This window comes from Sphingomonas sp. 179-A 2A2 NHS, from assembly GCF_045371305.1.
Classification (GTDB): Bacteria; Pseudomonadota; Alphaproteobacteria; order Sphingomonadales; family Sphingomonadaceae; genus Sphingomonas.
Window position 1 is genome coordinate 431,068 of sequence record NZ_JBIQDE010000001.1, and the last position, 26,515, is coordinate 457,582.

Genomic DNA, 26,515 nt, shown 5'->3' on the forward strand with positions numbered 1-26,515 from the left:
CCTTCTTTCAACAACTTGCGGCACTGGTCGCAGCTTCGTCGCACATTACTGCGCCCGGTTTGCGACCAGATCGTCCACCACCGACGGATCGGCCAGCGTCGACGTATCGCCGAGGCTCGTCACGTCGCCTTCGGCGATCTTGCGCAGGATGCGGCGCATGATCTTGCCCGAACGCGTCTTGGGCAGGCCCGGCGCGAACTGGATCGCATCGGGGCTGGCGATCGGTCCGATCTCCTTGCGCACCCACTGGCGAAGATCGGCCGACAGCGCCTCGGACGCAGCCTCGCCGGCATTCAGCGTGACATAGGCGTAGATGCCCTGCCCCTTCACGTCGTGCGGCATGCCGACCACCGCGGCCTCGGCCACCTTGGGGTGGAGCACCAGGGCGCTTTCCACCTCGGCCGTGCCCATGCGGTGCCCGCTAACGTTGATCACATCGTCCACCCGGCCGGTGATCCAGTAATAGCCATGCTCGTCACGGCGGCAGCCGTCACCGGTGAAATACTTGCCGGGATAGGTCGTGAAATAGGTCTGGAAGAAGCGCGCATGATCGCCCCAGACGGTGCGCATCTGTCCCGGCCAGCTGGCGGTGAGGCACAGGTTGCCGCTCACCGCGCCGTCGAGTACCTAGCCCGTATCGTCCACCAGTTGCGGGTGCACGCCCGGCAGCGGCTTGGTCGCGGAACCGGGCTTGAGGTCCGTCGCGCCCGGCAGCGGCGCGATCAGCGCGCCGCCCGTCTCGGTCTGCCACCATGTATCGACGATCGGCGAGCGGCCCTCGCCCACCACCTCGTGATACCAGCGCCACGCCTCGGGATTGATCGGCTCGCCCACCGTGCCGAGCAGGCGCAGGCTCTTGCGGCTGGTCGCCTTCACCGGCGCATCGCCTTCCTTCATCAATGCCCGAAGTGCGGTCGGCGCGGTGAAGATGGTGTGCACCTGGTGCCGGTCCACCACCTGCCAGATGCGGCTTGCATCGGGCCACGTGGGCAGCCCCTCGTACATCAAAGTCGTCGCGCCGTTCGCGAGCGGGCCGTAGACGATGTACGTATGGCCGGTGACCCAGCCGACGTCCGCGGCGCACCAGAAGATGTTGCCGGGGCGATAATCGAACACCAGCTCGTGGGTGAAGCTCGCCCACAGCAGATAGCCGCCGGTGGTATGGAGCACGCCCTTGGGCTTGCCCGTTGATCCCGAGGTATAAAGGATGAACAGCGGGTCCTCCGCGTTCATCGGCTCGGGCGGGCAGTCGGTCGACACCTCGGCGGCCGCCTCGTGATACCAGACGTCGCGCTGGTGCATCGGCACCTCGTCGCCGGTCGCCTTGATGACGATCACCGTCTCCAGGCTCGGCGCGCGCCCGGCCGCGGCATCGACATTGGCCTTCAGCGCGATGCGCTTGCCGCCGCGCCGCCCGCAATCGGCGGTCACCACCACCTTGGAGTCGCAATCCTGGATCCGCCCGGCGAGCGCATCGGGCGAGAAGCCGCCAAACACCACCGAATGGATCGCGCCTATCCGCGCACAGGCGAGCAAGGCGAAGGCCGCCTCCGGGATCATCGGCAGGTAGATCGTCACCCGGTCGCCCTTGCGCACGCCTTGCGCCTTCAGCACGTTGGCGAAGCGGCACACCTCTTCGTGAAGCTGCGCATAGGTAAAGCGCCTCGGCTCCTCGCTCGGCTCGTCCGGCTCCCAGATGATCGCGATCTGGTCACCGCGTTCGGCCAGATGCCGGTCGAGGCAGTTCACCGAGGCGTTGAGGACGCCATCCTTGAACCACTCGATGCGGAAATCCGCCTCGTCGAACGACCAGTTGCCGGCGACGGTGGGCGGCTTGATCCAGTCCAGCCGCTTCGCCTGGTCGAGCCAGAAGGCGTCGGGATCCGCCGCCGCGGCGCTGTACATCGCCTCGTAGCCGGCACGATCCACCTTCGCTTCCGCAGCCCAGGCGTCCGGCACCGGGTAGTGTTGCTGGTCAGCCATGCATCGTCTCCTTTTTGCGCCTGATGGCCGCAGCGGAGCCGCATTGGCAACCCGTCTATGCGAGCTGTTCCTTGATCCCGTCGATCACGAACTGCACCGCCAGCGCCGCCAGCAGCACGCCGAGCAGCCGGGTGATTACCACCTCGATCTTGTGCCCCAGCATCCGCATCAGCGGCCCGGCCGCCATCAGCGCCACCAGCGTCAGCGCAAGCACCAGGCCGAGCGCGCCGAGCACCACCAGGGATTGCTGCAACCCATCGTTGCGCGCCATCAGCAGCATGACGCTGGCGATCGAGCCCGGCCCGGCGATCATCGGCATCGCCATCGGGAAGATCGAGACGTCCTCCGCCTCCTCCGCCGTCACGCTCGCTGCCCGGTCCTCACGGCGCTGGGTGCGCTTCTCGAACACCATTTCGAGCGCGATCAGGAACAGCATGATGCCGCCCGCGATCCGGAACGAGGCAAGATCGATGCCCAGCCCCTTCAGCAGCTTCTCGCCGAACAGCGCGAAGACGAGCAGGATCGCCGACGCAACGCCAACCGCGCGGATCGCCATGGCCCGCCGCTGCACCGCATTCGCCGTGGCGGTCAGCCCGGCGTAGATTGGGGCGCAGCCGGGCGGATCGATCACCACGAAGAAGGTGATGAAGGAGGAGATGAAGAGCTCGATCATGGTTTCGCCGCCCCCACACGGTCATTCAGTACATCGTCCCAGCCCGTGCCATTCCACAGCCACGCCCGAAGCGATCGCCCATTGGCGTCGCTGCGCCAGGCATAGAAAAGCGTTTGATCCGGCGAACGGCCAGACCCACCCGTACCATCCGCAACGGAAGAAGCCAGGGCACCGCCCGGTGGCGATGCAGGCGTGCCGCTGCACGCCGCCCGGCGAACCGCCGGTTCAGGCACGCGCGGGCGGGGCGTTTCAAGATTGTCCCCGTGATCCAAGGCCCAGCGCCATGTGCCGCCCGCCTGCTTCCACACGGTCGAGAAGTAGCTCGCATGCCCGTCCGGCCACGCCGCGCCGCCGGTATTCACCGCCATCTTGCCGTCGCACGAGACGAAGCTTGCCGTCGGCCACCAGTGGACGGCCTTCGGCGGGTCCTTCAGCGGCTTCAGGAATGCCTGCGCGTTCGTCGGCTGCGGCACGAAGATGACGGCATCATCCGCCGCCCATTTGCGGAACGCGCTCCACTGCCCGATCGCCTTGGCATCGGCGGCGAAGGCGCGTTCGGCGCCGGCTGCCGTCACCGGCCCCGCGCCGGCAAGCAGCAGCGCGGCGAGCATCAGATATCAGTCGCCAGCGTCACGCCCTCGCGCCGCGCGGCGGAGACCAGCGTATTGCGTAGCAGCACCGCGATCGTCATCGGGCCGACGCCGCCCGGCACCGGCGTCATCGCGCCCGCCACGTCGGCGCAGGCGGGGTCGATGTCACCCACCAGCCCCTCGTCCGTGCGGTTGATGCCGACGTCGATCAGCGTCGCGCCCGGCTTGATCCAGTCCGGCTTCACCATCTTCGCCCGGCCCACCGCCGCGACGACGATATCGGCGCGCTTCACCACCTCGGGCAGATCGCGGGTGCGCGAATGGGCGACCGTCACGGTGCAGCTGTCGCCGATCAGCAGCTGCGCCATCGGCTTGCCGACGATGTTCGATCGGCCGATCACCACCGCGTCCTTGCCACTGAGATCGCCCAGCCCGTCACGCAGCAGCATCAGGCAGCCGAGCGGCGTGCATGGCACAAATCCGGGAAGGCCAGTCGCGAGCCGCCCAGCGTTGACCGGGTGGAAGCCGTCGACGTCCTTGTCGGGGTCGATCCGCGTGATGATCGCGCTTTCGTCGAGATGCTCGGGCAACGGCAGCTGGACGAGGATGCCGTCCACCGCGGGATCGGCGTTGAGCCGGTCGACCAGCGCCTCGAGCTCCGCCTGGCCCGTATCGGCCGGCAGGCGATGCTCGAAGCTCTCCATGCCAGCGGCGACGGTCGCCTTGCCCTTCGACCGGACATAGACGGCCGACGCCGGATCCTCGCCAACCAGCACCACGGCCAGCCCGGGCTTGCGGCCGCTTTGCGCGATTACCTCAGCGGCAGCTTCCGCCACCCGTGCGCGCAGCCCTGCGGCGAACGCCTTTCCGTCAATGATCCGTGCCGTCATGTCTCATGGCCATAAAGAGTAGCGGCGACCCGCGCCAGCGCGGCGGGGTCACCGGAAATGAACAGGCGTTTGATCCGGCTCGTCTCGCCGCCGGTCAGGCGAACCGACCCGCGCGACACGCCGAAGCTCTTGGCGACCAGCGCCACCACGGCAGCGTTCGCCGCGCCGTCCACCGGCGGGGCGGACACGCGGGCGGCGAAATGACCGTCGGTGCCGGCGGCCAGCGCGTCCCGCCCGCCCCGCGGCGTCACGCGCACCGCGATGGCGAGGCCGTCGTCGGCGGTCCGCCAGGCGGTCAGATGCTGCCCACCATCACGCTGGCGGCGATGTTGTTGAGGATGATCGTCAGGATCGCGATGCCGATCAGCACCACCGCCGGCGCCAGATCGATGCCCTGCAGTTGCGGCAGCACGCGGCGCAGCGGGCGATAGAGCGGCTCCGTCAGCCGATCGAGCCCCATGTACAGCGAGCGCACGAAGTTCGACTGCATGTTGACGACGTTGAACGCCACCAGCAGCGACAGCACGAACTGGATGACGATTACCCACCAGACGACGTTCAGCAGAACCTGCAGGATCTGGATGATGGTGAGCATCAGCAAGGGCGGCCTCCGTAGGGGTGTATCATTTCAATAGCACAGTTGGGCATGATGTCCCAGCCGATCAAGGCGATCAGGCCCGGCGGATCAGCGTTCCCGCGCCGCGGCGCGTGAAGATCTCGAGCAGCATGCCGTGGGGCACGCGGCCATCCAGCACCACCGCCGCATCGACGCCGGATTCGACCGCGGCGACGCACGTCTCGAGCTTCGGGATCATGCCCCCGGTGATCGTGCCGTCGGCGCGCAGGCCGGCAATGTCGGCAGGCGTCAGATCCGTCATCAGCTCGCCCGACTTGTCGAGCACGCCGGCAACGTCGGTCAAAAGGAAGAAGCGCTTGGCGCCCAGCGCCGCGGCGATCGCGCCGGCCATGGTATCGGCGTTGATGTTATAGGTGTGGCCATCGGCGCCGATGCCGATCGGGGCGATCACCGGGATGATGCCGTCACGGCTCAGCGTGTCGACGATCCGCCGATCGACCGCCACCGGCTCGCCGACGAAGCCAAGGTCGACCTTGCGCTCGATGCCCTGCAGCTGATCGGGCTCCTGACGCCCGACCTTCTCGGCCTGCACCAGCCCCGCATCCTTGCCGGAGATGCCTACCGCACGCCCGCCGGCAGCAGCGATCCAGGAGACGATCTGCTTGTTGATCGATCCCGCAAGAACCATCTCGGCGATGTGCGCGGTTTCCGCATCGGTGACGCGCAGCCCGTCGACGAAGCGCGATTCGACGCCCAGCCGCTTCAGCATCGATCCGATCTGTGGCCCGCCGCCGTGGACCACCACGGGGTTGATGCCGACCGCCTTCATCAGCACCACGTCCTCGGCGAAATCGCGCTGCGCCTCGGGATCGCCCATGGCATGGCCGCCGTATTTCACGACGAAGGTCGCACCGGCATAACGCTGGAGATAGGGCAGTGCCTCGACGAGCGTTTCGGCCTTGGCGAGCAGCCCCGGGGACGGAGAATGGTCGGTCATGCGGCGGCCGTTACGCGGGGCGCGGCGTCGCGTCCAGTTTCCGGCCGAGCGCGACGAAGCCGTAGATCAGCGGCGGCACCAGCACGATCGATAGCACGACTTTGGCGATCATCTGCCCCACCATCAGCTCCCCGATCGGGAACACGCCGTAGAAGGCGATGGTAACGAACAGCAACGTGTCGACCACCTGCGACAGGACGCTGGCGATTGCCGCGCGCAGCCACAACAGCCGGCTATCCTCCTTGCCCTTCAAGGCGGCGAAGATCGTCACGTTCAGTGTCTGCGACGTGCCATAAGCGACGAGGCCGCCCAGCCAGATGCGCGGTGTGCCGGTCATCATCAGCTCGAACGCACCGAGTCGCTCAGGCTCCATCGATGGCGCGGCCGGCACCACCAGCACCACCAGGGTCAGCACCAGCGAGACGAGCAGCGGCACGAAGCCGATCTGCACCAGCCTGTTGGCCATCTGGCGCCCGTGCAGCTCCGCGATCGCGCTCGATGTCGCCACCAGGAACAGGAAGGCGAAAATGCCCGCCTCCACCGACAGCGGGCCAACCGCCACCTGCTTGTTGCCGAGCACGCCGGCGATACAGACCATCCCGCCGTAAAAGATCGAGAAGGCGAAGAGCGAGCGCGAGATGAGCGCAGGGGCGCGTGATTCCATGCGCTTGCCGGTAGCATCGCGAACCGCGGTTGCGAAAGCAGCGATATTACGCAACCCGCCCGCTTCTCGCGCGCGCGAACGCCAAACCGCGCGGTTGGATGCTTGTCGAACGGGCGGTGCTTTCCCTATGATGGCGCACGGAAAAAGAATCCGGCGGCCAGGTTCCGCCCGAACGGGGACTTGTCGCACTTGAGCCGCTTTCTCATCGGCATTGCCGGTATTGCCGTCATTCTTGCGCTCGCCGTCGCGCTGTCGACCGATCGCCGCGCGATCCGCCCGCGCGTGGTGATCAGCGCCTTTGCGCTTCAGGTCGGGATCGCGGTGATGGTGCTCTACGTCGACTGGGGCAAGCGCGTGCTCGCCACCATGTCTGCGGGTGTCTCCAACCTGCTCGGCTATGCCAAGGCCGGCGTCGACTTTCTCTTCGGCCCGCTCGCCTCGCCGGAGATCGGCGGCAACAGCTTCGCGATCGCCGCGCTGCCGGTGATCATCTTCTTCGCCAGCCTTGTTTCGATCCTTTATTACCTCGGCATCATGCAGCTCGTCGTCCGCTGGCTGGGCGGCGCGCTGGAAAAGGTGATCGGCGTTTCCAAGGTGGAAAGCCTGTGCGCGGCGGCCAACGTCTTCGTCGGCCAGTCCGAATCGCCGCTCGTCATCCGCCCCTATCTCGCCGGCCTCACCCCGCCGCAGCTGTTCACCGTGATGACCAGCGGCATGGCCGGCGTCGCGGGCACGATCCTCGCGGCCTATGCCTCGATGGGCATCCGTATCGACTATCTCCTCGCCGCCAGCTTCATGGCCGCTCCCGCCGGCATCCTGATGGCAAAGATCATCATGCCGGACCGCACCGTGCCGCCGGAGGGCGAATTGCCGCTCGGCGACCTGCCCGATGCTGACCGCGAGATCCTGGTCTCCGAGTCACGGCTCGCCGGCGCGAGCATCGCCGCGCTGCCGAACGAGCTCGCGCCTGGCGAACCGATGCCGCAAGCGACCCATGACGAGGAGGCACCCGCCAACATCATCATGGCCGCCGCGCAGGGCGCGCAGACCGGCGTCCGCCTCGCGGTCGCGGTCGGCGCGATGGTGCTGGCGTTCGTCGCCCTAGTCGCGCTCGCCAACGGCATCCTCGGCGGCATCGGCGGCCTGTTCGGCTATCCCGATCTCAGCTTCCAGCAGATCCTCGGCTATGCCTTTGCGCCGGTGATGTTCCTCATCAACGTGCCGTGGGACGAGGCACTGCGCGCCGGCGGCATGTTCGGCCAGAAGATCGTGCTGAACGAATTCGTCGCCTATATAGATCTCGGCCGGCAGGCGGGCGAGCTGTCCGAGCGCACCGTCGCGATTGTCACCTTCGCCTTGTGCGGCTTTGCAAACTTCTCCTCCATCGCGATCCAGATGGCGGTGACCGGCAATCTCGCCCCCAACCAGCGGCCGATGATCGCCAAGCTCGGCATCCGCGCGCTTCTTGCTGGCAGCCTCGCGAACCTCCTCTCCGCCGCGCTCGCCGGCCTGCTGATCGGCTGACCGGCGGGGCACCCTGTTCGTCGCGATGTCCCACTGTTAGGCTCGCTTCATGGCAACGCAGCACCGCACGATTGAACATCTGATCGCGCAGGCTGCTGGTGCCGGGGAAGTGACCGCCAAGCCGATGTTCGGTGAGTACGGCGTGTACCTCGACGGCAAGATGATCGGCACGGTCTGCGACGATCAGCTGTACCTGAAGCCAACCGCCTCCGGCCGCAGCCATGCCGAGCCTGTGTCGGAAGCGCCGCCCTACCCGGGCGCGAAGCCAAATTTACTGATCGAAGCCGATCGGTGGGACGATGCCACATGGCTCGGCGAACTGCTGCGCATTACCGCGGCTGAGCTGCCGACACCCAAGCCGCGCAAGCCGAAGAAGGCGACCTGAGCGTCAGCCGCCCAACGGCCCCGTTCCCCGCGGACCTCATCGGTCCTGAGGCCGACAGCAGATAGAGGAACGGGCCGAAATCCCACGGGGAAGTGCCCCCGTCAGCCGACGGAAATCCCCGTGTCATGCCCACTCAGAAAGTCGGGCGCTCTCCTTCAATGGTGAGATCGCGTGCTGACCTGAGGCTAAGATGAGTCTGGTAATAATATTTACCCGTGGGGCGCCCTTTAGCCAAAAAGTCGATTCTCGTTTTCTTGGCGACCCCTGACAGCGATCACCTTTCCCAGGACTGCATTTTCAACCGGGCGACCAAGCCGCTCAGCCAGGGCACGTTCCTCTGACGGAGTGACAACGATCGACAGGTTTCGGGGATCGCGATAGTCAGTTTCAGAATTGAGATACAGAAACGATCCTTGCCTGCCCGTTGCTCGCACGACCATTTCGAACACGCCGCCAACGCCGCTCGGCATCTCGGCGGCGTTCATGACAGCTTGGGCGGGCGACAAGCGCAACGGCAACATTCGGGGTGCCTGAGCCGCAATGATCGTCGATGGAAATACTGTGAGCGCGATGGTCATCATCGCATATGCCGATCTCATGTAGCGCCCTTCTGAAGCAGAAACTCTTGCGTGCCACGCTCGGTGGACAGCAACAAGCCCCAGAATACATTGCAGACTCTTAATGCGGCAGTTCACAAGGACGATATTTGCTTGCGACTCAAAGCCAGCCGGTCACAGCCCCCGCCCGCCCCGCATCCGCTTGCGCAGCGATCCGGGCATCCAGCGCGAGGCGAAGGCGAGGCGGCGTGCCGTCTTGCCGACCAGCGTGTGCATGCGCTCGCCATGCACCGCCGCCCAGGCGGCCTCGGCCACCGTCTCAACGGGGGTGAACTCGAGCCCCGCCTCCACCACCGTCTCGCGCACGCTGCGGTTCGATCCGCCGACGCCGGCCTGCAACAGCGGCGTGTCGATGAAGCCCGGCATCAGGCTGCGTACGCGGATGCCGTCCGCTGCCCATTCGGCGTCGAGCGCCTCGGTCAGCCCGCGAACGCCGAACTTGGTGGCCGAATAGACCGCCGCCCCGGCGGTGCCATAGATGCCGGCGGCTGACGCCGTGTTGAGCAGGCACGCCCCCGGCGTCGCGGCAAGAAACGGATAGGCCAGCCGCGCGCCATAGACGACGCCCTTCAGGTTCACGTCCAGCGCGCGGTCGAGATCCTCGAGCGAGGTCGCGCCGAAAGGCCCGCCGACGGCGACTCCGGCGTTGTTGAATAACACGTCCAGCCGCCCCCCGCTGGCACCGACGAACTCGGCCAGCACTTCTTCCCAGTCCTCCGGCGATCGCACGTCCATCACATGGCTCGTCGTCCGGTCGGTCGGCAGCGTCGCTGCCGTGTCGACCAGCCCCGCCGGGTCCCGGTCCGCCAGTCCGACGCGCCAGCCGCGCGTCGCAAACAGCTGCGCCACTGCCCGGCCGATGCCGGAGCCGCCACCGGTGATGAGGATCGCCTTCATGTCCCAAGCTCTCTTATTTGACCTGCCCTGCCGCATCCCGCATCCTCCGGGGCGATGCCAGCGGAATCGCCCGGCCCCACGGTCGCCTTCCACGGCGTATCGAAGCGTTACGCCGCCGGCGCTGCGGCGGTCGACGACGTATCACTCACGATCGCCGGGGGAAGCTTCGTTGCGCTGGTCGGAACGTCTGGATCGGGCAAGTCGACGTTGCTCAAGACGATCAACCGCCTTGTTGTCCCCAGCGCAGGCCACGTCGCGATCGATGGCGAGGACGTCGCGGCGCAGCCCCTGCCCGCACTGCGCCGCGCCATCGGCTATGTCTTCCAGAATGTCGGGCTGTTCCCGCACCTGACGGTTGCGGAGAACATTGCGCTGCCAATGCGCATTGCGCGCCAGCCGGCAGCGGATCGCGTCGGCGCGATGCTCGATCTCGTCGACCTGCCGCGCAATCTCGCTGCGCGCCTCCCGGCCGAGCTTTCCGGCGGCCAGCGCCAGCGCGTCGGAGTCGCCCGCGCGCTCGTCGCCGGCCCGCGCCTGATGCTGATGGACGAGCCGTTCGGCGCGCTCGATCCCGTCACCCGCGCCGCGCTTGGTGACGCGGTCCACGCGCTCCACTCCCGCCTCGGCCTCACCACCATCATGGTGACGCACGATATGGCGGAGGCGCTTCTCCTCGCCGATCGCATCCTCGTCATGCAGCACGGCCGGATCGTCGCCGATGAGACACCCGCCACGCTTCTCGCCGGCGGCGGTGGCGAGGCGGCGCAGGCGCTGGTCGCCGTGCCGCGCACCCAGGCCGAACGTATCGCAGGGCTCGCGCGGTGAGCGAGGCGTGGACGCGCGTTCCCGAACTCGCGGCGCAGCATTTGCTGCTCGCCATCACGGCGCTGGTGCTGGGTATCGCGATTGCCGTGCCGCTCGGCTTCTGGTCGGCACACCGGCCCGCCGCCGCCCGCGTCGCGCTCGGCTTTGCCAGCCTCGTCCAGACGGTCCCCAGCCTCGCGCTGCTCGCGCTTTTCTATCCCGTGCTGCTGTGGATCGGCGGCGTCCCCGCGCTCGGCTTCCTGCCGTCGCTGCTCGCGCTCACGCTCTACGCGCTGTTGCCGATCCTGCGGAACGTCGTCACCGGGCTGCAGGGGCTGGATCCCGCCGTGGTCGAGGCGGCCGACGGCATCGGCATGACGCGCTGGCAGAAGCGCCGGCTGGTGGAGGCGCCGCTCGTCCTTCCGCTTGCGATGGCCGGCATCCGCACCGCCGCGGTGTGGACGATCGGTGCCGCCACCCTCTCCACCACCGTCGGCCAGCCGAGCCTCGGCGACCTCATCTTCGCCGGGCTGCAGACGCAATCGTGGCCGCTCGTCCTCGCTGGCTGCATTGCCGCCGCGGGTCTCGCGCTTGGCGTCGATGCGCTGCTCGGCCTCGCGCAATATGGCGTCGCTACTCGCCGTCGCTGGATCGCAGCCGCATCGCTTGCGCTGCTCGGTCTCGCGACGCTCGCCGCAACGACGCCGCTGTGGCGCAGCGGCGCGCATCGGACGGTGGTGATCGGCGCCAAGAACTTCTCGGAGCAATATATCCTCGCCCGGCTGATCGGGGATCGCCTGCGCGCAGCCGGCTATGAGGTCGCATATCGTGATGGCCTTGGATCGGCCGTCGCCTTCGGCGCAGTCGCCGGCAACACGATCGACGTCTATGTCGATTATGCCGGCACGATCTGGACCGGGCAGATGAAGCGCAGCGACGTGCCGCCGCGCGCCGATCAGGTTCGCGCCATCACGGATTGGGCGCGCGACACCCACGATGTGACGCTGCTCGGCCCGCTCGGCTTCGAGAACGCTTATGCCTTTGCGATGCGCAGCTCCGACGCGCGGCGCCTGAACATCGCCTCGCTCGATGATCTCGTCACCCATGCCCCGGCGCTCGCGCTCGGCGCTGATCTGGAGTTCCTAGACCGTCCCGAATGGGCCGCCGTCCGTCGCGCCTACCCGCTGCGCTTTGCCAGCATGACGCCCTACAGCCCGACCTTCATGTACCGCGCGGTCGCCAGCGGGCGGGCGGACGTGATCAGCGCCTTCTCCTCGGACGGGCGTATCGCGGCCGATCGCCTGACCGTGCTCAGCGATCCGAAGCGCGCGATCCCGGGCTATGACGCGATCCTGCTGGTCGCGCCGCGGCGCCGCGACGATGCCGCCCTCCTCGACGCGCTTCGCCCGCTCGTCGGCCGCATCCCGGTCGAGGCGATGCGGGAGGCGAACTACATGGTCGATCGCGATGCCGATAAGACAAGCCCGGAAGCCGCCGCCGCATGGCTCGACCGCAAGATCACCGGCGCCGCGCGCTAAACGAACCACCCCTCGCGGCTCTGCTCCAACTGCTCGATCAGCGTCGAGAGGGGTGCGTCCCGCCGCGCCTCCAGCCATAGGGCACGAACCCGGAATTGCGCCGCATCCCCCGTGACTGGGCGCACCGCCAGCTGCGCCATCGCCGCGTCGACCTGGCTTTCGCACAGCAGCGCCAGGCCCTCCCCGGCCGCGACCCGCGCCAGCAGTTGGGACCGCCGCGCATCCGCCACGATCCGCGTGGCTGGCGCCGCAACCTTCGGGAACAGCCGGTCGATCAGGAAGCGGTGCAATTGCTCGCGCGCACGATCGCGCGACACCAGCAGGACTGCATCCGCGAGTTGGTCGATCGTGATGTCGGGCGCTGCTGCCAGCGGATGATCCGGCGCCATCGCCACCACCGCCCTGTCAGGCCATAATTCTACGCTCGCAAAACCTTCGACACCAGCGCCGGGGCGCAGCGCCAGCGCCAGCCGGCCGGACGCCACGCCCCCCGGCAACTCGGCAAAACCCATCTCGTGGACGCCGACGTTTAGGTCGGGCCACGCCATGCTGAACGCGACAAGCGGCCCCGCCAGCCGATCGCGGCAAATCCCGCCAAAGCAACCGATAGAAAAGTCCAAAATGGAAGAATCGAAGCCGGGCGGCGAAAAGTGGCGTTGCATCAGGGAGCTGTTTCCCCTGCCCGCCGACACCTGCCGCGTAACTTGCGACGAGTGCGACGAAAGCTCGACGAAGGTGCCTGCCCCGTCGGCGGCGCCGGCCAGCGTGCGACGCGCGCCCTATGCGCGACTCGGCCACGTGATGCTAAGCTGCGCCTCCGGGGGGGGACAGATGGATACGAGCGGAGGAATGCGCGCGCAGAACGCCACCGCAGCGTCACCACCTGCGCTCGATTCTGTCGAGGCGGTAAAGCTGTGGCTGTCGGAACAGTTTGCCGCTGAACGCCCGCCGGCAGCGATCCTCGCGATCGTGTGCGAAACCATCGCCCGGTACCTGGGCGTCAGCCGCGTCGGCTATGGCGAGGTGGAGGGGGACGAGTTCGTCGTCCTTCATGACCGGACCGACGGGCTCGCCACGATGGTGGGCCGCCGTCCGCTGCACCGCGATTCCGGGCTGGTGCGCGAATATGTCCGCGGCCGCACGATCGCCGCCACCGACGTTGATGGCCTTGATCTGACGGAGGCGGAGCGCGCCAGCCTGCGCGCCACCCACTGCCGCGCCACCTTGTCGGTGCCGCTGATCCACGATGGTCGCTTCGTCGCGCTCTTCTCCGCCAATCATCATGAACCGCGCGTCTGGGCGGAGGATGAGATCGCGCTCGTCGCGCAGACCGGCGCGCGCACCTGGGCGGCGCTCGAGCAGGCGCGCACGCTCGCCAGGCTGCGCGAAAGCGAGGAGCAGTTCCGCCTCCTGGCCGACAACATGCCCGGGATCTGCTGGCTCGCCGATCCCGATGGCTTTGGCTATTGGATGAACCGTGCCGGCCGCGCTTATTATGGCGATGCGGTGCGCGATCCCAGCCGCACCATCCATCCCGAGGACCGCCGGGAGGCGATGCGGCTCTACTCCCGGTCCACGCGCGAGGGCTTGCCGCTCGAAACGACGGTGCGGATGCACGGGCTCGACGGCATCTATCGCCCGCTCCTCACCCGCACCGTGCCGATCCGCGACGCGAACGGCGCGATCACGCGCTGGTGCGGCATCCAGTTCGATCTGAGTGGCCAGGCCGCGCGCACCGAACACGAGATTTTCCTGCGCGGCCTGTCCGACGCGATCCGCGACGAAACCGAACCGGCGATCATCCTGGCGACGGTCGCGGACATGCTGAAGGCGCATCTCGGCGCCACCCGCGTCCTTTACAGCGAAGCGGAGCCCTCTTCCGAGGGGCCGATGATCAGCATCCGGCGTGGCCTCGCCGATCTGCTGCCACAGGCGGACAATACGCGCCGTTTCCCCGCCGCCTTCGACGCGTTGTTCGCCGCTTTTGCCCGCGGCGAGACCATCATTACCGAAGATTTCTCGACTTTGGGCGGCCCGATCACCGTTGGCACGCGGGATTATATGGCGGCGATCGGCGTGCGTTCCGGCATCTCGGTGCCGCTCGTGAAGGCGGGCCGGCTCGACGGCATATTGATCGTCCAGCACCACCTCCCCCGCCACTGGTCGCCGGCGGAGATCGCACTGGTGGAGGCGGTAGCCGAGCGCACCTGGGCAACGCTCACCCGCGCCCGCGCCGAGGAGGCGCTGAAGGCACGCGAGCGCGAACAGGCCTTCCTCATCCGCTGGAATGATCGCGTCCGCGCCGCGCTCGATCCGGCCGCGATCACCCAGATCACGCTCACCATGCTCGGCGGCCACCTCGGCGCGACCAGCACCACCTGCTCGACGATCGAACTCGATCCGGTCGGTCCCGCCGGCGACGGGCGTTACACCGTCATCGCGGAATGGGCGCCGGGCCGCCCCTCGGTGCTCGGCTATTCCTGGCCCGCGGCGAACCTCAGCCCGATGGTGCGCAGCGCCTATCTCGCCGGCGAGATGATGGTCAGCGAGGATCTGTCGAAGGATCATCGCTTCTCCGCCGAGGCGCGGCGCCGCTTTGCCGAGACCGGCATCGTCGCGCGGATCGGCGTCCCGCTGGCACGCGGCGGCGTGGTGCAGGCGATCCTCGCGATCGACCAGAACAGCCCGCGCCGCTGGCATCCGGCAGAGGCCGCGCTGGTCGGCGAGGTAGCGGACCGGATGTGGGGCATGCTCGAACGGGCACGCGCCGAGCAATCGCTGAAGGCGCGTGAGCGCGACCAGGCATTCCTGGTCGACTGGACCGATGCGCTGCGCGGCCTTTCCGAACCCGACGACATCATGCTGGATACGATGGAGCGGCTCGGCCGCCATCTCGGCACGACGCGCGTCACCTATTCGGAATTCGATCATGACGACCGCGTCTTCACCACCCGCTGGGACTGGTGCGATGGCTGCCCCAGCCTGATCGGTACCCGTGTCTCGCTGGAGGCGATCGGCACGCGGGCGCAGCGCGAATGGATCGCGGGCGAGATCGTCCGTTACGATGATGTCGCCAGCGATCCGCGCACCGACCCCAAGGACCTGCCGATCTACGCCGAGCGCGACATCGCCGCCTTCGTCAGCATCCCGCTGATCCGCGACGGCGGCGTTGCCGCGATCCTCTCGGTCCAGTCACGCGCGCCGCGGGCGTGGAAGGCCCGCGAGATCGCGCTGATCCGCGACATGGGGGAGCGGACATGGAACGCACTGGAGCGCGCCCGCACCCAGGCTGAACTTGCCCGGCGAGAACGGGATCAGGCGTTCGTCATCGCCTGGAGCGACCGGCTGCGCGCCGAGACGGATCCTGACGCGATCCTCGCCACGACGCTTGCCGCTCTCGCCGGCCACCTCGGCACCGCGCGGGCCAATTTCGCCGAGCCGGAGGCGAACGGTGGTTTTACTGTCCTGCACGAATGGCGCGACACGGTCGGCGCCACCCGCGCGTCGCCGCGGCCTGCCGTGAGCGATGCGGTGGAGTCATCGTATCTCGCCGGCGAGACCGTGATGTCGCGGGACGTGGATTCGGATCCCCGCTTCGACGAGGCGGCCCGCGCCCGCTACCACGCCGTCGACGCCGCCACTTTCGCGGCAGTGCCGATGGTGCGCAGCGGCACGACCTGCGCCTTGCTCTCGGTGCAGGATCGCAGCGCCCGCGACTGGTCGGAGCGCGAACTGCAGCTCCTGCGCGAGGTTGCCGATCGCCTCTGGACGATGCTGGAACGCGCGCGCGCCGAGGCATCGCTGCTCGAACGCGAACGCAATCAGGCGTTCCTCGTCGAATGGAGCGATCAGCTGCGGCAGCTCAGCACCGCCGATCAGGTGATGGCGGCAACGCTCGAGCGGCTCACCCGCCACCTCGGCATCACGCGCACCACCTATTCGATCAACACCGGGCCCGACGGCGAGTTCGTCGTGGTGGCCAACTGGTGCGACGGCGTCAGCAGCGTCGTCGGGCGGCGCTTCTCGGTCGCGCAGGTATCCCAGACGATTGCCGACCAATGGCGTGCGGGTCACGTGATCCGCTACGATGACATCGTCGGCGATCCGCGCGTGCTGCCGGGGCGCGAGGCTTATTATGCCGAAATCGAGGTCCGTGCCTTCGTCACGGTGCCGCTGATCGTCGAAGGCGAGATGCGCGCCTCGCTTTCCGCCCAGTCGCGTCATCCGCGTGGCTGGCGCCAATCCGAGATCCAGCTGATCCGCGACGTATCGGAACGGCTGTGGATCGCGCTCGATCGCGCCCGCGCGCTCGCCGAACTGCGCCAGCGCGAACGCGATCAGGCCTTCCTGATCGGCTGGAGCGATCTCGTCCGCGACGAAAGCCGCGCGCACGCAATCCTCGACATCACGCTGGAATGGGTCGGGCGGTATCTCGGCGTATCGCGCGCCAATTATTCCGAGAGTGACGAGGAAGGGCACGCGCTTCACGTGGTGCGTGAATGGACCCGGGACGGCACGCCGGCGCTGCTCGGGCAGCGCTTCCCCTTCGCGCAGCTTGGTGATCGCCTGCTCGACAGCCACTTCACCGGCACACCCGTCGTGATCGACGACATCGCCACCGATGATCGCTTCGATGAACGAAATCGCCCGCTGTTCGAAAGCATCGGCATCGGCGCGCTGAGCAGCGTCACGCTGACGCGCGCGGGGCGGATCGTCGCCATCCTGTCGATGCAGCAGGCCGAGCCGCGCGCCTGGCGCCCCAGCGAGGTGCGCCTGCTGCGCGAGATCGCGGACCGGACCTGGGCCACCCTGGAGCGCGCCCATGCCGAGGAAGCGCTCGAGCGCAGCCGTGAGGCGCTGTATCAGACGGAGAAGCTCTCGGCGCTCGGCTCGCTTCTCGCCGGGGTCAGCCACGAGCTAAACAACCCCCTGTCGATCGTCGTCGCCCAGGCGGTGATGATGGAGCGCCAAGCGAAGGGAGGTGACCTCGCGGACCGCGCGTTCAAGATCCGCAAGGCGGCCGATCGCTGCGCGCGCATCGTCCAGACCTTCCTCGCCATGGCCCGGGCCAAGCAGCCGGAACGCCAGCCGGTCGATCTGAACCAGGTCGCGATCGCTGCGCTGGACCTCGCCGAATTCGGCCTCCGGACGGAGGGGATCCGCATCGAACGCGCTTTTGACCCCGCCTTGCCGCAGATCGCCGCCGATGCCGATCAGCTCCACCAGATCATCATCAACCTGTTGATCAACGCCCAGCATGCGCTCGTCGGCCATGGCGGGATCGGCGAGCGTGTGGTGCGGATCACCACCGCCCGGGGGCCGGAGCCGATGACGGTGGTGCTCGACGTGGCGGACAATGGCCCCGGCGTCCCGGCCGACGCGCGCCGGCGGATCTTCGAACCCTTCTTCACCACCAAGACGCAAGGCGAAGGCACCGGTGTCGGCCTCTCGTTCTCGCAAGGCCTGGCGGAGGCGCACGGCGGGCGGCTGACGCTGCTGCCCACCCGCACCGGCGCCACCTTCCGCCTGACGCTGCCGGTCGATCCGCAGCAGATGCTGGGCCGTGCCGAGCCGAGCGCGGCCGAGCCGCCGCCCCCGCCGCAGCGGCGCGCACTGGTGATCGATGACGAGGCCGAAATTGCCGAATCGCTCGCCGACTTCCTTTCGCTCGAGGGCTTCACCTGCGACATTGCGGTTGGCGGGCTGGCGGCCAAGTCGCGGCTCGCCGGCGGCGACTATGACCTCATCGTCAGTGATCTGCGCATGCCCGACATGGACGGGCCCGCGCTCTATGACTTCGTGCGCGCAGAGCGGCCGGATCTCGCCTCACGCGTCGCCTTCGCCACCGGCGACACGCTTGGTGCTGCTGCCGCGCGCTTCATTGCCGAGATGCAGCGCCCGGTGCTGGAAAAACCCTTCGTACCCGAGGCGGTGCGCCGCTTCCTTGACCAGATGGAGCAAAGATGAGCGACGCCATTCCCCACATCGTCCTGGTCGATGACGAAGAGGATCTGCGGGAGCCGACCGCCGCCTATCTCGCGGACCAGGGCCTCGATGTGTCGGAGGCGGATGGCGGCCGCGCGCTCGACGCCATCCTGGCGGAGCGTCCGGCCGATCTCGTCGTGCTCGACGTCACCATGCCCGAAGAGGACGGCTTCTCGATCGCGCGCCGGCTGCGCGCCACCGGCAAGCCGATCGGCATCATCATGCTGACGGCACGGCAGGACGTGATCGACCGCGTGGTGGGGCTGGAGCTTGGCGCGGACGATTACATGATGAAGCCGTTCGAGCCGCGCGAACTGCTCGCGCGCGTGCGCTCCGTGCTTCGGCGCGTCGCCACGACGAGTACGCCGGCCTCGGAACCGCAGACCGCGCCCGCGGAGATGCCGGGCGGCGGCTATCAGACCGAATTCTGGATCCCCACCGGCCGCGGCCAGGTGCGCGTCGCGGTCGACGCGATCGAGTGGATCGAGGCGGCCAAGGATTATGCGCTGCTCCACACGGCGGAGCGCAGCTACATGATCCGCGTCACGATGGGGGCGCTGGAAGGCGCGCTCGATCCGGCGCAGCTGATGCGCGTCCACCGCTCCGCCTTCGTGCGGCCGGACGCGGTGCAGGCGATCAACCAGATCGGCCGCCACACCACATTGGTGCTGAAATCAGGAGCGAGCGTCCGTGTCGGCCCGCAGCATGTCGGCGACGTTCGCCATCGGCTGAAGCGGTAGCGGCGCCGATCCCGCCGCTTCGTCGCGGCCACCGGCACCTTGGTCGCAGCCCCGCCCCGCCGATCGCACGGCGGCTGACGCCCACACCGGGCGATGGCACCTGCCTCCTCACGAAAGGAGACGCGCCATGCACCGTCCAAGCTTCTTCCCGGCGCTGCTCGCCGGCTTCCTGCTGACCGTTATGGTGATCGCGCCGTCCGTCGGCGCCGCCTGAGGGATTTGCCGCGGCCGTCCCTCCGCCCAGCAGGTCGCGGCAAACGGGCGCCGGCCCCTATCGGGCCGGCGCCCTCATATCGTCAGTTCAGGACGACGGTCACCGCGCGGCGGTTCTGCGCCCAGCTCTCCTCGTCGGAGCCAAGTGCCAGCGGCCGCTCCTTGCCGTAGCTGATGGTCGTGATGCGCGACGGCGAGATGCCACGCGCGACGAGATAGTTCTTCGCCGAATTCGCGCGGCGATCGCCCAGCGCCAGGTTGTACTCGCGCGTGCCGCGCTCGTCGGCATGGCCTTCGATCGTCACCCGCACGTTCGGATAGCGCTGCAGCCAAACCACCTGGCTGTCGAGGATGCCGCGCGCCGTGCCGTCGATGTCGTACATGTCGAGGCCGAAGTTGATCGTGTCGCTGGTAACCGAGCGCTTGAAGTCCTCGGACGAGCCCGGGATGACCGCGCCATCGCTCGGGCCGGTCGGGCCGGTCGGGCCCTGCGGCGCCTCGCCCGGCGCCGGCGGCAGCACTTCGGGCCGCTTCTTCGAGCAGGCCGCGGTCGTGACAAGCGCCGTCGCGAGCAGGATGGTGGTCGTCAGTCTCGCCATTCTTCTTTCTCCCATTTCTGCACCCCGTATCTCACCCCCATAACAGCTTTACGGCCGCAGCGGACCCCATGAGGGGTCGGAGCCGTCGAGCGGCGTCGGCACGCGGCGTTCGTTGACGCCGGTCAGGTCCACCGACCACAGATCCGCCTTGCCGCTGCGCCCCTGTGCGGAGCGATAGAACATCAGCACGCGGCCGTTCGGCGCCCAGCTCGGGCCCTCGTCATGCCAGCCGTTGGTGAGGATCTTCTCGCCTCCGCCGCTGGTGTTCATGATGCCGATGCGGAAGCCGCCCGACATGCGCGTGAACGCGATCAGGTCACCGCGCGGGCTCCAGGCCGGCGTGCCGTAGCGGCCGCCGCCGAAGCTGATGCGCTGCTGGTTCGAACCATCGGCGTTCATCACGTACAATTGCTGTCCACCCGAACGATCGCTCTCGAACACGATCTTGCTGCCGTCGGGGGAATAGCTGCCGCCGGTATCGATGCCCGGCGAATTGGTCAGCCGCTGCGGCGTGCCGCCGGCAGCGGGCACGCGATAGAGGTCCGTGTTGCCGCCGGTCGCCATCGAGAACAGGATCCAGCGGCCGTCCGGCGAGAAGCGCGGTGCGAAGGTCGTGGCGACATTCTGCACCACCAGCCGCTGCCGTCCGCTGCCGATCTCGTAGACATAGATCGCCGGCACCCGGCCGACATAGCTCATGTACACGATCGACTGCTGGTTCGGCGAGAAGCGCGGCGTCAGCACGATCGACTGGCCGTTGGTCAGGAAGCGGTGGTTGGCGCCGTCCTGATCCATGATCGACAGCCGCTTGATGCGCTTGCCCTTCGGCCCCGTCTCGGAGACGTAGACGACGCGGCTGTCGAAATACGGTCCTTCGCCGGTCAGGCGGGTGTAGACCATGTCGGCGCATTTGTGCGCCGCACGTCGCCAGTCGGACGGTGGCACCACGAAGCCCTGGCGCATCAGTTCGGTTTGCGCCGACACGTCGAACAGATAGCAGCCGACCGTCAGCGTGCCGTCGCCATTGGCGCGGATATAGCCCTGCACCAGCGCCTGCGCGCCCGTGCCGCCCCAATAGCTGAACGCCGGTGCCTGCACTTCGGGGAACATCACGGTGCGCAGCTGCGCCGGCGACAGCGGCGTGAAGAGGCCCGAGTTGCGCAGGTCGTTGGTCACGATCTCCGCCAGCTGCCGGCCGAGCGCGTCGGTCGATCCCGCCGGCGTCTGCGCGACGGCGGCAGGCGGCATATAGGGGATGGCGATCGGCATCGGCGCCGAGATGCCGCCCGTCACGTCCACTTCCAGCGGGCCGCCGGCGGTCTGCGCGGGAGCCGCCGCCGGCGCCTGGACGGTCGGCACGTTGAGCGGCGTCGGTGGCACGTCCTGCGCGACGCCCGGCGCGGCGAGCAGCGCGAGGAACAGCGCCGCCACGCCCGCCCGGGCCGGTCGGCCGGATCCACGGGCTGCAAGGCCGGCGTCTCCGCGCGCATCGACACGCTCAGGGCGAACGGTTGTTGGTTCGATCATCACCGCAGCTTCCACTTGAAGTTGATGTTGTTCCACCCGCCACTGGGCGTGTCGTAATATTCCGCCGGCAGCTTGAGCGGCGAACAGCCCTTGAACGCCGCGATGCCGAGGTCCTTCACGCGCTGGGCGTAACGCTCGTTCTCGGGCGTGATGCCGGTCTGGCGGACGACCGTTGGCGTTGAGGCGAGCGTGCCGTTCTCGTTCAGGCGCAGGTTCAGCGTCGTCACGATCTGGTTCGCGCCGGGGCCCGGATCGACCTGGCGATCGGCGCATGGCTGAATCTGTCGCGCGATCGCCTGCACGATCGATGCAAGGGCGGTCGCATCGATCTTCGCCGCACGTGGCGTCTGACTGCGGCTCGTCGACGGCTCGGTCGTCAGGCCCTTCAGGAAGTCATCGCCGAGCCGGCCACCGCGCGGCTTTGCCGATTTGGACTGGCTGTCCGATCCCGATCCACGCGCCTTGGCGGCTGCGGCAGCTTTTGCCTTGGCATCCGCTGCAGCCTTCGCGCGCGCATCGGCCGCGGCCTTCGCCTTCGCCTCTGCGGCAGCTTTCGCCTTGGCAGCGGCAGCTTCCTTCGCGGCATTCTCGGCCGCTGCGGCCTTCTTCGCCGCCTCGCGCTCCGCCGCCGGGTTCGGCCTGGGCGTGGGCTTGGGCTGCGGCTTTTCAGCCGGCTTGGGCGCAGGCTGCGGCTTGGGCGGCGCGGGCTTGGGCTTGGGTTCCTGCTTGGGCGCAGCCTTGGGTGCAGGCTTGGGCGGCTCGGGCTTCGGCGCGGGCTGCGGCGGCGCGGGTTCGGGCTCGGGTGCCGGTTCAGGCTCGGCCGGCGCCGGCGGCGCCGCATCGTCCGGCTCGCCCGTTTCCGGGGCAACCGACTGCGCCGGCTCCTCCACCGCTTGCGGCGCCGTCGCCTCCAGCCCCACGTCCTTTACGAGGCTGACGTCGATCGGCTGCTGCTTCAGCTTTTCGGGATTGGGCGTCGAGAGGAAGCCGACGGACAAGAGCCCAAACAGGACCAGATGTCCTGCCCCTGCAACCCCAAGCCCGACCTTCTCCGTCTGATCCATCGCTTACTCGTCGCCGATCGTCACCAGCGCGACGCGGTTCAGCCCGGCGCGGTTCAACTCGCCCATCACCCGCATCACGCGGCCGTAATCGAGCGCACGGTCGGCGCGCAGATACACCTGCGGCGGATCACCCGCGCCCGATTGCGCCGCGATCGCATCCAGCCGCGCCGGCAGCGCGTCCGGCGCGATCTCCTCCTTGGCGATGAAGATCTGGCCATCGGCGTCGAGCGAAATCTCGGTCGGCTGCTGGTCCTGGTCCAGCGGCTTGGCGCGGCTGTCAGGCAGGTTCACCGGCACGCCCGCGGTCAGCAGCGGCGCCGTCACCATGAAGATGATCAGCAGCACCAGCATCACGTCGACGAGCGGCGTGACGTTGATCTCCGCCATCGGCGCGCGGCGCCCGCCGGATCGTTGCGAGGGAAGTTGCAGGGCCATCGGCTACCCCCTCACTTCTCGCGGTCGAGCTGGCGCGAAAGCGTCGCGTGGAAGCCGTCGGCGAAGCGGTTCAGCCGCGCTTCGATGCGGTTGATGGCATGGCTGAAGCGGTTGTAGGCGATGACCGCGGGGATCGCCGCGAACAGGCCGATCGCGGTCGCGAACAGCGCCTCCGCAATGCCCGGCGCGACGACCGCAAGGCTGGTGTTCTGCTGGCTGGCGATGCTGGTGAAGCTGCGCATGATGCCCCACACGGTGCCGAACAGGCCAACGAACGGCGCCACCGAGCCGACCGTCGCCAGAATGTTCAGCCGGTCGGACAGGTTGTCGATCTCGCTCGCCACGGCCGCGCCCATCGTCGTCGCCAGCCGCTCGCGCGTGCCGCCGCGATCGATCACCGCGCCCTGGGTCGAGCGCCGCCACTCCGCGACGCCCGCGGCAAACACCCGCGCGCTTGGCAGGTCCGCATCGGCGCGTGTCTTGTAGAACGCGTCGATATCCTCCGCCTTCCAGAAATCGCGCTCGAACGTCTCAGTCGCCTTCCGCGTCCGCCCCAGCTTGCGCCAGAACATGAAGATGATCGCCCAAGTCCAGATGCTCGCGGCAAGCAGCCCGAACATCACCAGCTTCACCACCCAATCGGCCTGCAGGAACAAGGCGATCGGGGAGAGGGTGGCAGCGTCGGTATTGAAGAACGGGTTCAAGGCCTGTTTTCCCCTTTGTCGACAAGTGCGGAGAAACGGTCGATCCAATCACGCGGTTGCCGGCGCGGCCGCCCCGAAGGGGCGACCAGCGCGGCGACCACATCCGCCTCCGCCAGCACAAGCGCGTCACGCATGACTCTTTGATGAATGGAGACGCTGGCCGCGCGCACGGCCGTCACCCGCGTCGTCACCACCAGCGCGTCATCGAGCCGCGCGGGCGCGGCGTAGCGGATCGACAGGCTGGCGACGGCATAGGCGCCGTCGCCCGCTTCCTGCACCGCACGCTGATTGACGCCCACCAGGCGAAGCATGTCCGATCGCCCGCGTTCCATGAAACGCAGGTAATTGGCGTGATAGACCACGCCCGACAGGTCGGTGTCCTCGAAATAGACGCGCACCGGCAAACGGTGCTCGAACCCGTCGAAGCGCCCCTCGGCGGGCTGATCGGCGCGGCCGGTCTCCATGTCGCGCTGTTAACCCAACGCCTTGCCCGGCGTAACCCCTTCGCTGAGCGTCCGGGCGGGCGCGATCAACGGCGCGGCGCGACCGGCTCCTCGTCCTGCAGCGCCGCCATGTCGAGCTCCAGCCGCGGCGCGCGGGTACCGACCGCAGCGGCAGGGGCGGCAGGGGCAGGAGCGGCCACGGCCGCCGTGCGGACGCCGGCAGCCGGCACCACGGCGCGCGATGCCACCGCGGGCAGCGGCTTGCTCACCGGCGCCGGGGCCAGTGTCGGTGCGCGGGTACCCACCGCCGGCTCCGGCGCAGCGGCAACGCGCGTCGCGACGGCGCGCGCCGGCAAAGGCGCCGCAGTTGCCGGTGTCGACACCGGTAACGCCTGCGGTCGCGCCACCTGCGGCGTGATCGACGCATGGACCGGCACAGATGCGGGGGCCGCTGCGGCGATCACCGGTCGCGGCGCGAGCATTTCCGCGAATGGCGCGTCCAGCGTCGGCAGCACAGCTGCGGCGAAGCTCTGCAGCTCGCCCGGGCGCAGCCGTTCGGTCTCCGTCAGCGTCGCCGCCGCGGCCGTGCAGAACGCATCGCGTGCCTGCGCCTGCGAGAAGAAATTGTAGAGGCGGGTCATCGCATCGTCATAGCGATCCTGCCAGTCCCCGCCGCTCGCCTTGAACTCCGCCGACAGCGTCGCTTGCGCCGTCGCCAGCGTCGCCTTGTGCGTCGCCAGCATGGCATTGTAGCGCTGGATGATGCCGGCTTCCTCGGTCCCGCGGCAGGCGAGGGCCGCGACGTTCAGCGCCACCCGGACGTGCCAGACGGTCGCCGCATCGCTCAGGCCGCGGTTGATCGGAGACAAGGGCGGCGTGATGTACACCGGAACGGCCGGCGTCGGCGGCGGTGGCGGCGCCTCCGCGATCACCTTGGGCTTCGTCGAGCAGGCCGCCATGGCGACCAACACGAGGGCGGCAGAGGCTAGCGATACGCGTGACATGGCGGCTCCGTTTTCTCCCCGGCTCCCGAATCGAAACGTGCGCCCGATAAAGTTACCGCGCAGTAAACCTTGCGATAAACGGATCCGGTTCGGATCGGCTCCAGTGGTAACGATGTGTCCGCATCCCCTTGCACCAAGGAGAGTTCTGCTTCCCGGCTGCAACGGCCACATCCTGAGGAACACGATCTTGAGTCACCAGAAGCTTCCGAACCGCAGCTACGCCGCCCTGTTGTTCGACATGGATGGCACCATCCTCAACAGCATCGCCGTGGCCAATCGCGTGTGGACGACATGGGCGGAGCGGCACGGCATCGATCCCGCGGAAGTCCGCGCAGTGATGCATGGCGTGCAGGCGGCCGAGACGGTGCGGCGCTTCGCGAAGCCGGGCATGGATCCGGATCACGAGGCCGCGCTCATCACCGCCGCGGAGATCGAGGACGTGGAAGGCGTAGTGGAGATCGCCGGCGCCCGGCACCTTCTCGATCAACTCGCCGATGCACGCTGGGCGGTGGTCACGTCCGCCCCAAGTGCGCTCGCCTTGCGCCGCATGGAGGCCGCTGGGCTGCCGCTTCCGCCGGTCATGATCAGTGCCGAGGATATCGCGAACGGCAAGCCGGCACCCGATTGCTTCCTCGCAGCCGCCAGCGCGCTCGGCGTCGCGATCGAAGACTGCCTGATATGGGAGGATGCGCCGGCCGGGATTGCCGCTGCCGAAGCCGCCGAGGCGACAGCGATCATCGTCCTCCGCGCGGCGCACGACGATCCACCTTCCACGTCGCATCCCGTGGTCCGCGATTATCGCGGGCTTGCAGTGGCGGTTCAGGCGGACGGCAGCATCCGCCTGACCGGCGTCACTCCTTAGCGGCCTGCGCCGCGGCCTTACGCTGATCGGCGCGCCGCGACATCAGGTTCAGCGCCTCGACCAGGACCGAGAAGCCCATCGCGGCATAGATATAGCCCTTGGGCACATGCACGCCGAAGCCGTCCGCGATCAGCACCGCGCCGATCATCAACAGGAAGCCCAGCGCCAGCATCACGACGGACGGGTTGCGCGCGATGAAGTTCGCCAGCGGATCCGCCGCCAGCACCATCGTGCCGACCGCGACCAGCACCGCGATCACCATCACCGCCAGATTGTCGGTCATGCCCACCGCCGTCAGGATCGAATCGATCGAGAACACCATGTCGAGCAGGATGATCTGCACAATCGCCCCGCCGAAGGTGATCGCCGCCACCTGCTTCTTGTCGAGCAGGTCGTCGCTCACCCGCGGATCGACGTTATGGTGGATCTCCTTGGTCGCCTTCCAGATCAGGAACAGGCCGCCCGCGATCAGGATCAGGTCCCGCCAGGAGAACGCCGTCTCGAACGCCGGCTGGCCATAATCGTTGAGCGGCCCCTTGATGCCGAGGTCGAACACCACCGCCGTCAGGCCGACGAGCCAGGCGATCATCGACAGCAGGATAAGGCGCATGACCAGCGCCAGCCCGATGCCGAGCTTGCGGGCCTTGCCGCGCTGCTCCTCGGGCAGCTTGTTCGACAGGATCGAGATGAAGATCAGGTTGTCGATGCCAAGCACGACTTCCATGATCACCAGCGCGATCAGCGCCGCCCAGGCGGTCGGATCGGAGAATAACGCAACAAGGCTTTCCATGCCGCGATGC

At 68.1% G+C, this 26,515-nt stretch carries 25 protein-coding genes and 1 pseudogene; 7 read left to right on the top strand and 19 right to left on the bottom strand.

Features of this window, described 5'->3' with window-relative positions:
- Nucleotides 1-45: 45 nt before the first annotated feature.
- The 8 genes and pseudogenes from acs to ACH0AE_RS02040 form a co-directional block, all read right to left on the bottom strand.
- Nucleotides 46-1,983: pseudogene (gene acs, locus ACH0AE_RS02005) on the bottom strand (acetate--CoA ligase).
- A 55-nt stretch (nucleotides 1,984-2,038) separates the two neighbouring features.
- Nucleotides 2,039-2,656 (bottom strand): MarC family protein, encoded by a 618-nt coding sequence (locus tag ACH0AE_RS02010; protein ID WP_294443349.1) that lies wholly within the window; start codon nucleotides 2,654-2,656, stop codon nucleotides 2,039-2,041.
- Nucleotides 2,653-3,267, bottom strand: coding sequence for a hypothetical protein (locus tag ACH0AE_RS02015; protein WP_294443350.1), 615 nt, complete (start codon nucleotides 3,265-3,267; stop codon nucleotides 2,653-2,655). The genes ACH0AE_RS02010 and ACH0AE_RS02015 overlap by 4 nt, the downstream gene beginning before the upstream one ends.
- Entirely contained in the window at nucleotides 3,267-4,136 is an 870-nt protein-coding gene (folD, locus tag ACH0AE_RS02020) for a bifunctional methylenetetrahydrofolate dehydrogenase/methenyltetrahydrofolate cyclohydrolase FolD (RefSeq protein ID WP_294443351.1), read from the bottom strand. Before folD ends, ACH0AE_RS02015 begins: the two co-directional genes overlap by 1 nt.
- Nucleotides 4,133-4,393 (bottom strand): DUF167 family protein, encoded by a 261-nt coding sequence (locus ACH0AE_RS02025; RefSeq protein ID WP_294443352.1) that lies wholly within the window; start codon nucleotides 4,391-4,393, stop codon nucleotides 4,133-4,135. Before ACH0AE_RS02025 ends, folD begins: the two co-directional genes overlap by 4 nt.
- A gap of 38 nt (nucleotides 4,394-4,431) precedes the next feature.
- Complete coding sequence (locus ACH0AE_RS02030; RefSeq protein ID WP_294443365.1) at nucleotides 4,432-4,731, bottom strand: YggT family protein; 300 nt, start codon at nucleotides 4,729-4,731, stop codon at nucleotides 4,432-4,434.
- Between the two features lie 76 nt (nucleotides 4,732-4,807).
- Nucleotides 4,808-5,710 carry an acetylglutamate kinase gene (argB, locus tag ACH0AE_RS02035; RefSeq protein WP_294443353.1) on the bottom strand — a complete coding sequence of 301 codons (903 nt, stop codon included), beginning with the start codon at nucleotides 5,708-5,710 and terminating at the stop codon, nucleotides 4,808-4,810.
- Nucleotides 5,711-5,720: 10 nt separating this feature from the next.
- On the bottom strand, nucleotides 5,721-6,374 hold the full coding sequence (locus ACH0AE_RS02040; protein ID WP_294443355.1) for a queuosine precursor transporter: 654 nt from the start codon (nucleotides 6,372-6,374) through the stop codon (nucleotides 5,721-5,723).
- Between the two features lie 189 nt (nucleotides 6,375-6,563).
- Here ACH0AE_RS02040 and ACH0AE_RS02045 point away from each other — a divergent pair, with 189 nt between their 5' ends.
- Both ACH0AE_RS02045 and ACH0AE_RS02050 read left to right on the top strand, forming a co-directional pair.
- Entirely contained in the window at nucleotides 6,564-7,898 is a 1,335-nt protein-coding gene (locus ACH0AE_RS02045) for a NupC/NupG family nucleoside CNT transporter (protein WP_294443356.1), read from the top strand.
- A 49-nt stretch (nucleotides 7,899-7,947) separates the two neighbouring features.
- Nucleotides 7,948-8,283, top strand: coding sequence for a TfoX/Sxy family protein (locus ACH0AE_RS02050; protein ID WP_294443357.1), 336 nt, complete (start codon nucleotides 7,948-7,950; stop codon nucleotides 8,281-8,283).
- A 227-nt stretch (nucleotides 8,284-8,510) separates the two neighbouring features.
- Here the strand turns inward: ACH0AE_RS02050 and ACH0AE_RS02055 are convergent, their stop codons facing one another.
- Both ACH0AE_RS02055 and ACH0AE_RS02060 read right to left on the bottom strand, forming a co-directional pair.
- Nucleotides 8,511-8,861: a hypothetical protein gene (locus ACH0AE_RS02055; RefSeq protein ID WP_294443358.1), complete on the bottom strand. Its 351-nt coding sequence runs from the start codon at nucleotides 8,859-8,861 to the stop codon at nucleotides 8,511-8,513.
- 153 nt (nucleotides 8,862-9,014) lie between these two features.
- Nucleotides 9,015-9,797, bottom strand: a complete 783-nt coding sequence (locus ACH0AE_RS02060) for an SDR family oxidoreductase (RefSeq protein ID WP_294443359.1) — start codon at nucleotides 9,795-9,797, stop codon at nucleotides 9,015-9,017.
- Nucleotides 9,798-9,851: 54 nt separating this feature from the next.
- Here ACH0AE_RS02060 and ACH0AE_RS02065 point away from each other — a divergent pair, with 54 nt between their 5' ends.
- Complete coding sequence (locus ACH0AE_RS02065) at nucleotides 9,852-10,622, top strand: ATP-binding cassette domain-containing protein (protein ID WP_294443360.1); 771 nt, start codon at nucleotides 9,852-9,854, stop codon at nucleotides 10,620-10,622.
- Nucleotides 10,619-12,139, top strand: coding sequence for an ABC transporter permease/substrate-binding protein (locus ACH0AE_RS02070; RefSeq protein ID WP_294443361.1), 1,521 nt, complete (start codon nucleotides 10,619-10,621; stop codon nucleotides 12,137-12,139). The genes ACH0AE_RS02065 and ACH0AE_RS02070 overlap by 4 nt, the downstream gene beginning before the upstream one ends.
- Here ACH0AE_RS02070 and ACH0AE_RS02075 read toward each other — a convergent pair.
- A complete protein-coding gene (locus ACH0AE_RS02075; protein WP_294443367.1) occupies nucleotides 12,136-12,801 on the bottom strand; it encodes a LysR family substrate-binding domain-containing protein in 666 nt (221 codons plus the stop codon). The two genes, ACH0AE_RS02070 and ACH0AE_RS02075, sit on opposite strands and share 4 nt — an antisense overlap.
- Before the next feature lie 187 nt (nucleotides 12,802-12,988).
- On the opposite strand from ACH0AE_RS02075, the gene ACH0AE_RS02080 reads away from it, so the two are divergent.
- Both ACH0AE_RS02080 and ACH0AE_RS02085 read left to right on the top strand, forming a co-directional pair.
- The gene (locus ACH0AE_RS02080) at nucleotides 12,989-18,106 is read left to right on the top strand and encodes a GAF domain-containing protein (protein ID WP_406875403.1); all 5,118 of its coding nucleotides are present in this window, start codon (nucleotides 12,989-12,991) and stop codon (nucleotides 18,104-18,106) included.
- Nucleotides 18,103-18,864: a LytTR family DNA-binding domain-containing protein gene (locus ACH0AE_RS02085; protein WP_294443363.1), complete on the top strand. Its 762-nt coding sequence runs from the start codon at nucleotides 18,103-18,105 to the stop codon at nucleotides 18,862-18,864. The genes ACH0AE_RS02080 and ACH0AE_RS02085 overlap by 4 nt, the downstream gene beginning before the upstream one ends.
- A gap of 296 nt (nucleotides 18,865-19,160) precedes the next feature.
- Here ACH0AE_RS02085 and pal read toward each other — a convergent pair whose 3' ends face one another.
- The 7 genes from pal to ACH0AE_RS02120 form a co-directional block, all read right to left on the bottom strand.
- Nucleotides 19,161-19,676, bottom strand: coding sequence for a peptidoglycan-associated lipoprotein Pal (gene pal / locus ACH0AE_RS02090; protein ID WP_294443364.1), 516 nt, complete (start codon nucleotides 19,674-19,676; stop codon nucleotides 19,161-19,163).
- A gap of 48 nt (nucleotides 19,677-19,724) precedes the next feature.
- Complete coding sequence (gene tolB, locus ACH0AE_RS02095; protein WP_406875404.1) at nucleotides 19,725-21,203, bottom strand: Tol-Pal system beta propeller repeat protein TolB; 1,479 nt, start codon at nucleotides 21,201-21,203, stop codon at nucleotides 19,725-19,727.
- Nucleotides 21,203-22,267, bottom strand: a complete 1,065-nt coding sequence (locus tag ACH0AE_RS02100; protein ID WP_294444942.1) for a cell envelope biogenesis protein TolA — start codon at nucleotides 22,265-22,267, stop codon at nucleotides 21,203-21,205. Before ACH0AE_RS02100 ends, tolB begins: the two co-directional genes overlap by 1 nt.
- 3 nt (nucleotides 22,268-22,270) lie before the next feature.
- Complete coding sequence (tolR, locus tag ACH0AE_RS02105) at nucleotides 22,271-22,702, bottom strand: protein TolR (RefSeq protein WP_294444943.1); 432 nt, start codon at nucleotides 22,700-22,702, stop codon at nucleotides 22,271-22,273.
- A gap of 11 nt (nucleotides 22,703-22,713) precedes the next feature.
- On the bottom strand, nucleotides 22,714-23,406 hold the full coding sequence (gene tolQ / locus ACH0AE_RS02110) for a protein TolQ (RefSeq protein WP_294444944.1): 693 nt from the start codon (nucleotides 23,404-23,406) through the stop codon (nucleotides 22,714-22,716).
- Nucleotides 23,403-23,870 carry a tol-pal system-associated acyl-CoA thioesterase gene (ybgC, locus tag ACH0AE_RS02115; RefSeq protein ID WP_294444945.1) on the bottom strand — a complete coding sequence of 156 codons (468 nt, stop codon included), beginning with the start codon at nucleotides 23,868-23,870 and terminating at the stop codon, nucleotides 23,403-23,405. Before ybgC ends, tolQ begins: the two co-directional genes overlap by 4 nt.
- 65 nt (nucleotides 23,871-23,935) lie before the next feature.
- The gene (locus tag ACH0AE_RS02120; protein WP_294444946.1) at nucleotides 23,936-24,853 is read right to left on the bottom strand and encodes a hypothetical protein; all 918 of its coding nucleotides are present in this window, start codon (nucleotides 24,851-24,853) and stop codon (nucleotides 23,936-23,938) included.
- A gap of 187 nt (nucleotides 24,854-25,040) precedes the next feature.
- On the opposite strand from ACH0AE_RS02120, the gene ACH0AE_RS02125 reads away from it, so the two are divergent.
- Nucleotides 25,041-25,715 (top strand): HAD-IA family hydrolase, encoded by a 675-nt coding sequence (locus tag ACH0AE_RS02125; protein ID WP_294444947.1) that lies wholly within the window; start codon nucleotides 25,041-25,043, stop codon nucleotides 25,713-25,715.
- On the opposite strand, the gene ACH0AE_RS02130 is transcribed toward ACH0AE_RS02125, so the two are convergent.
- The gene (locus ACH0AE_RS02130; protein WP_294444948.1) at nucleotides 25,705-26,505 is read right to left on the bottom strand and encodes a TerC family protein; all 801 of its coding nucleotides are present in this window, start codon (nucleotides 26,503-26,505) and stop codon (nucleotides 25,705-25,707) included. The two genes, ACH0AE_RS02125 and ACH0AE_RS02130, sit on opposite strands and share 11 nt — an antisense overlap.
- Nucleotides 26,506-26,515: the final 10 nt, after the last annotated feature.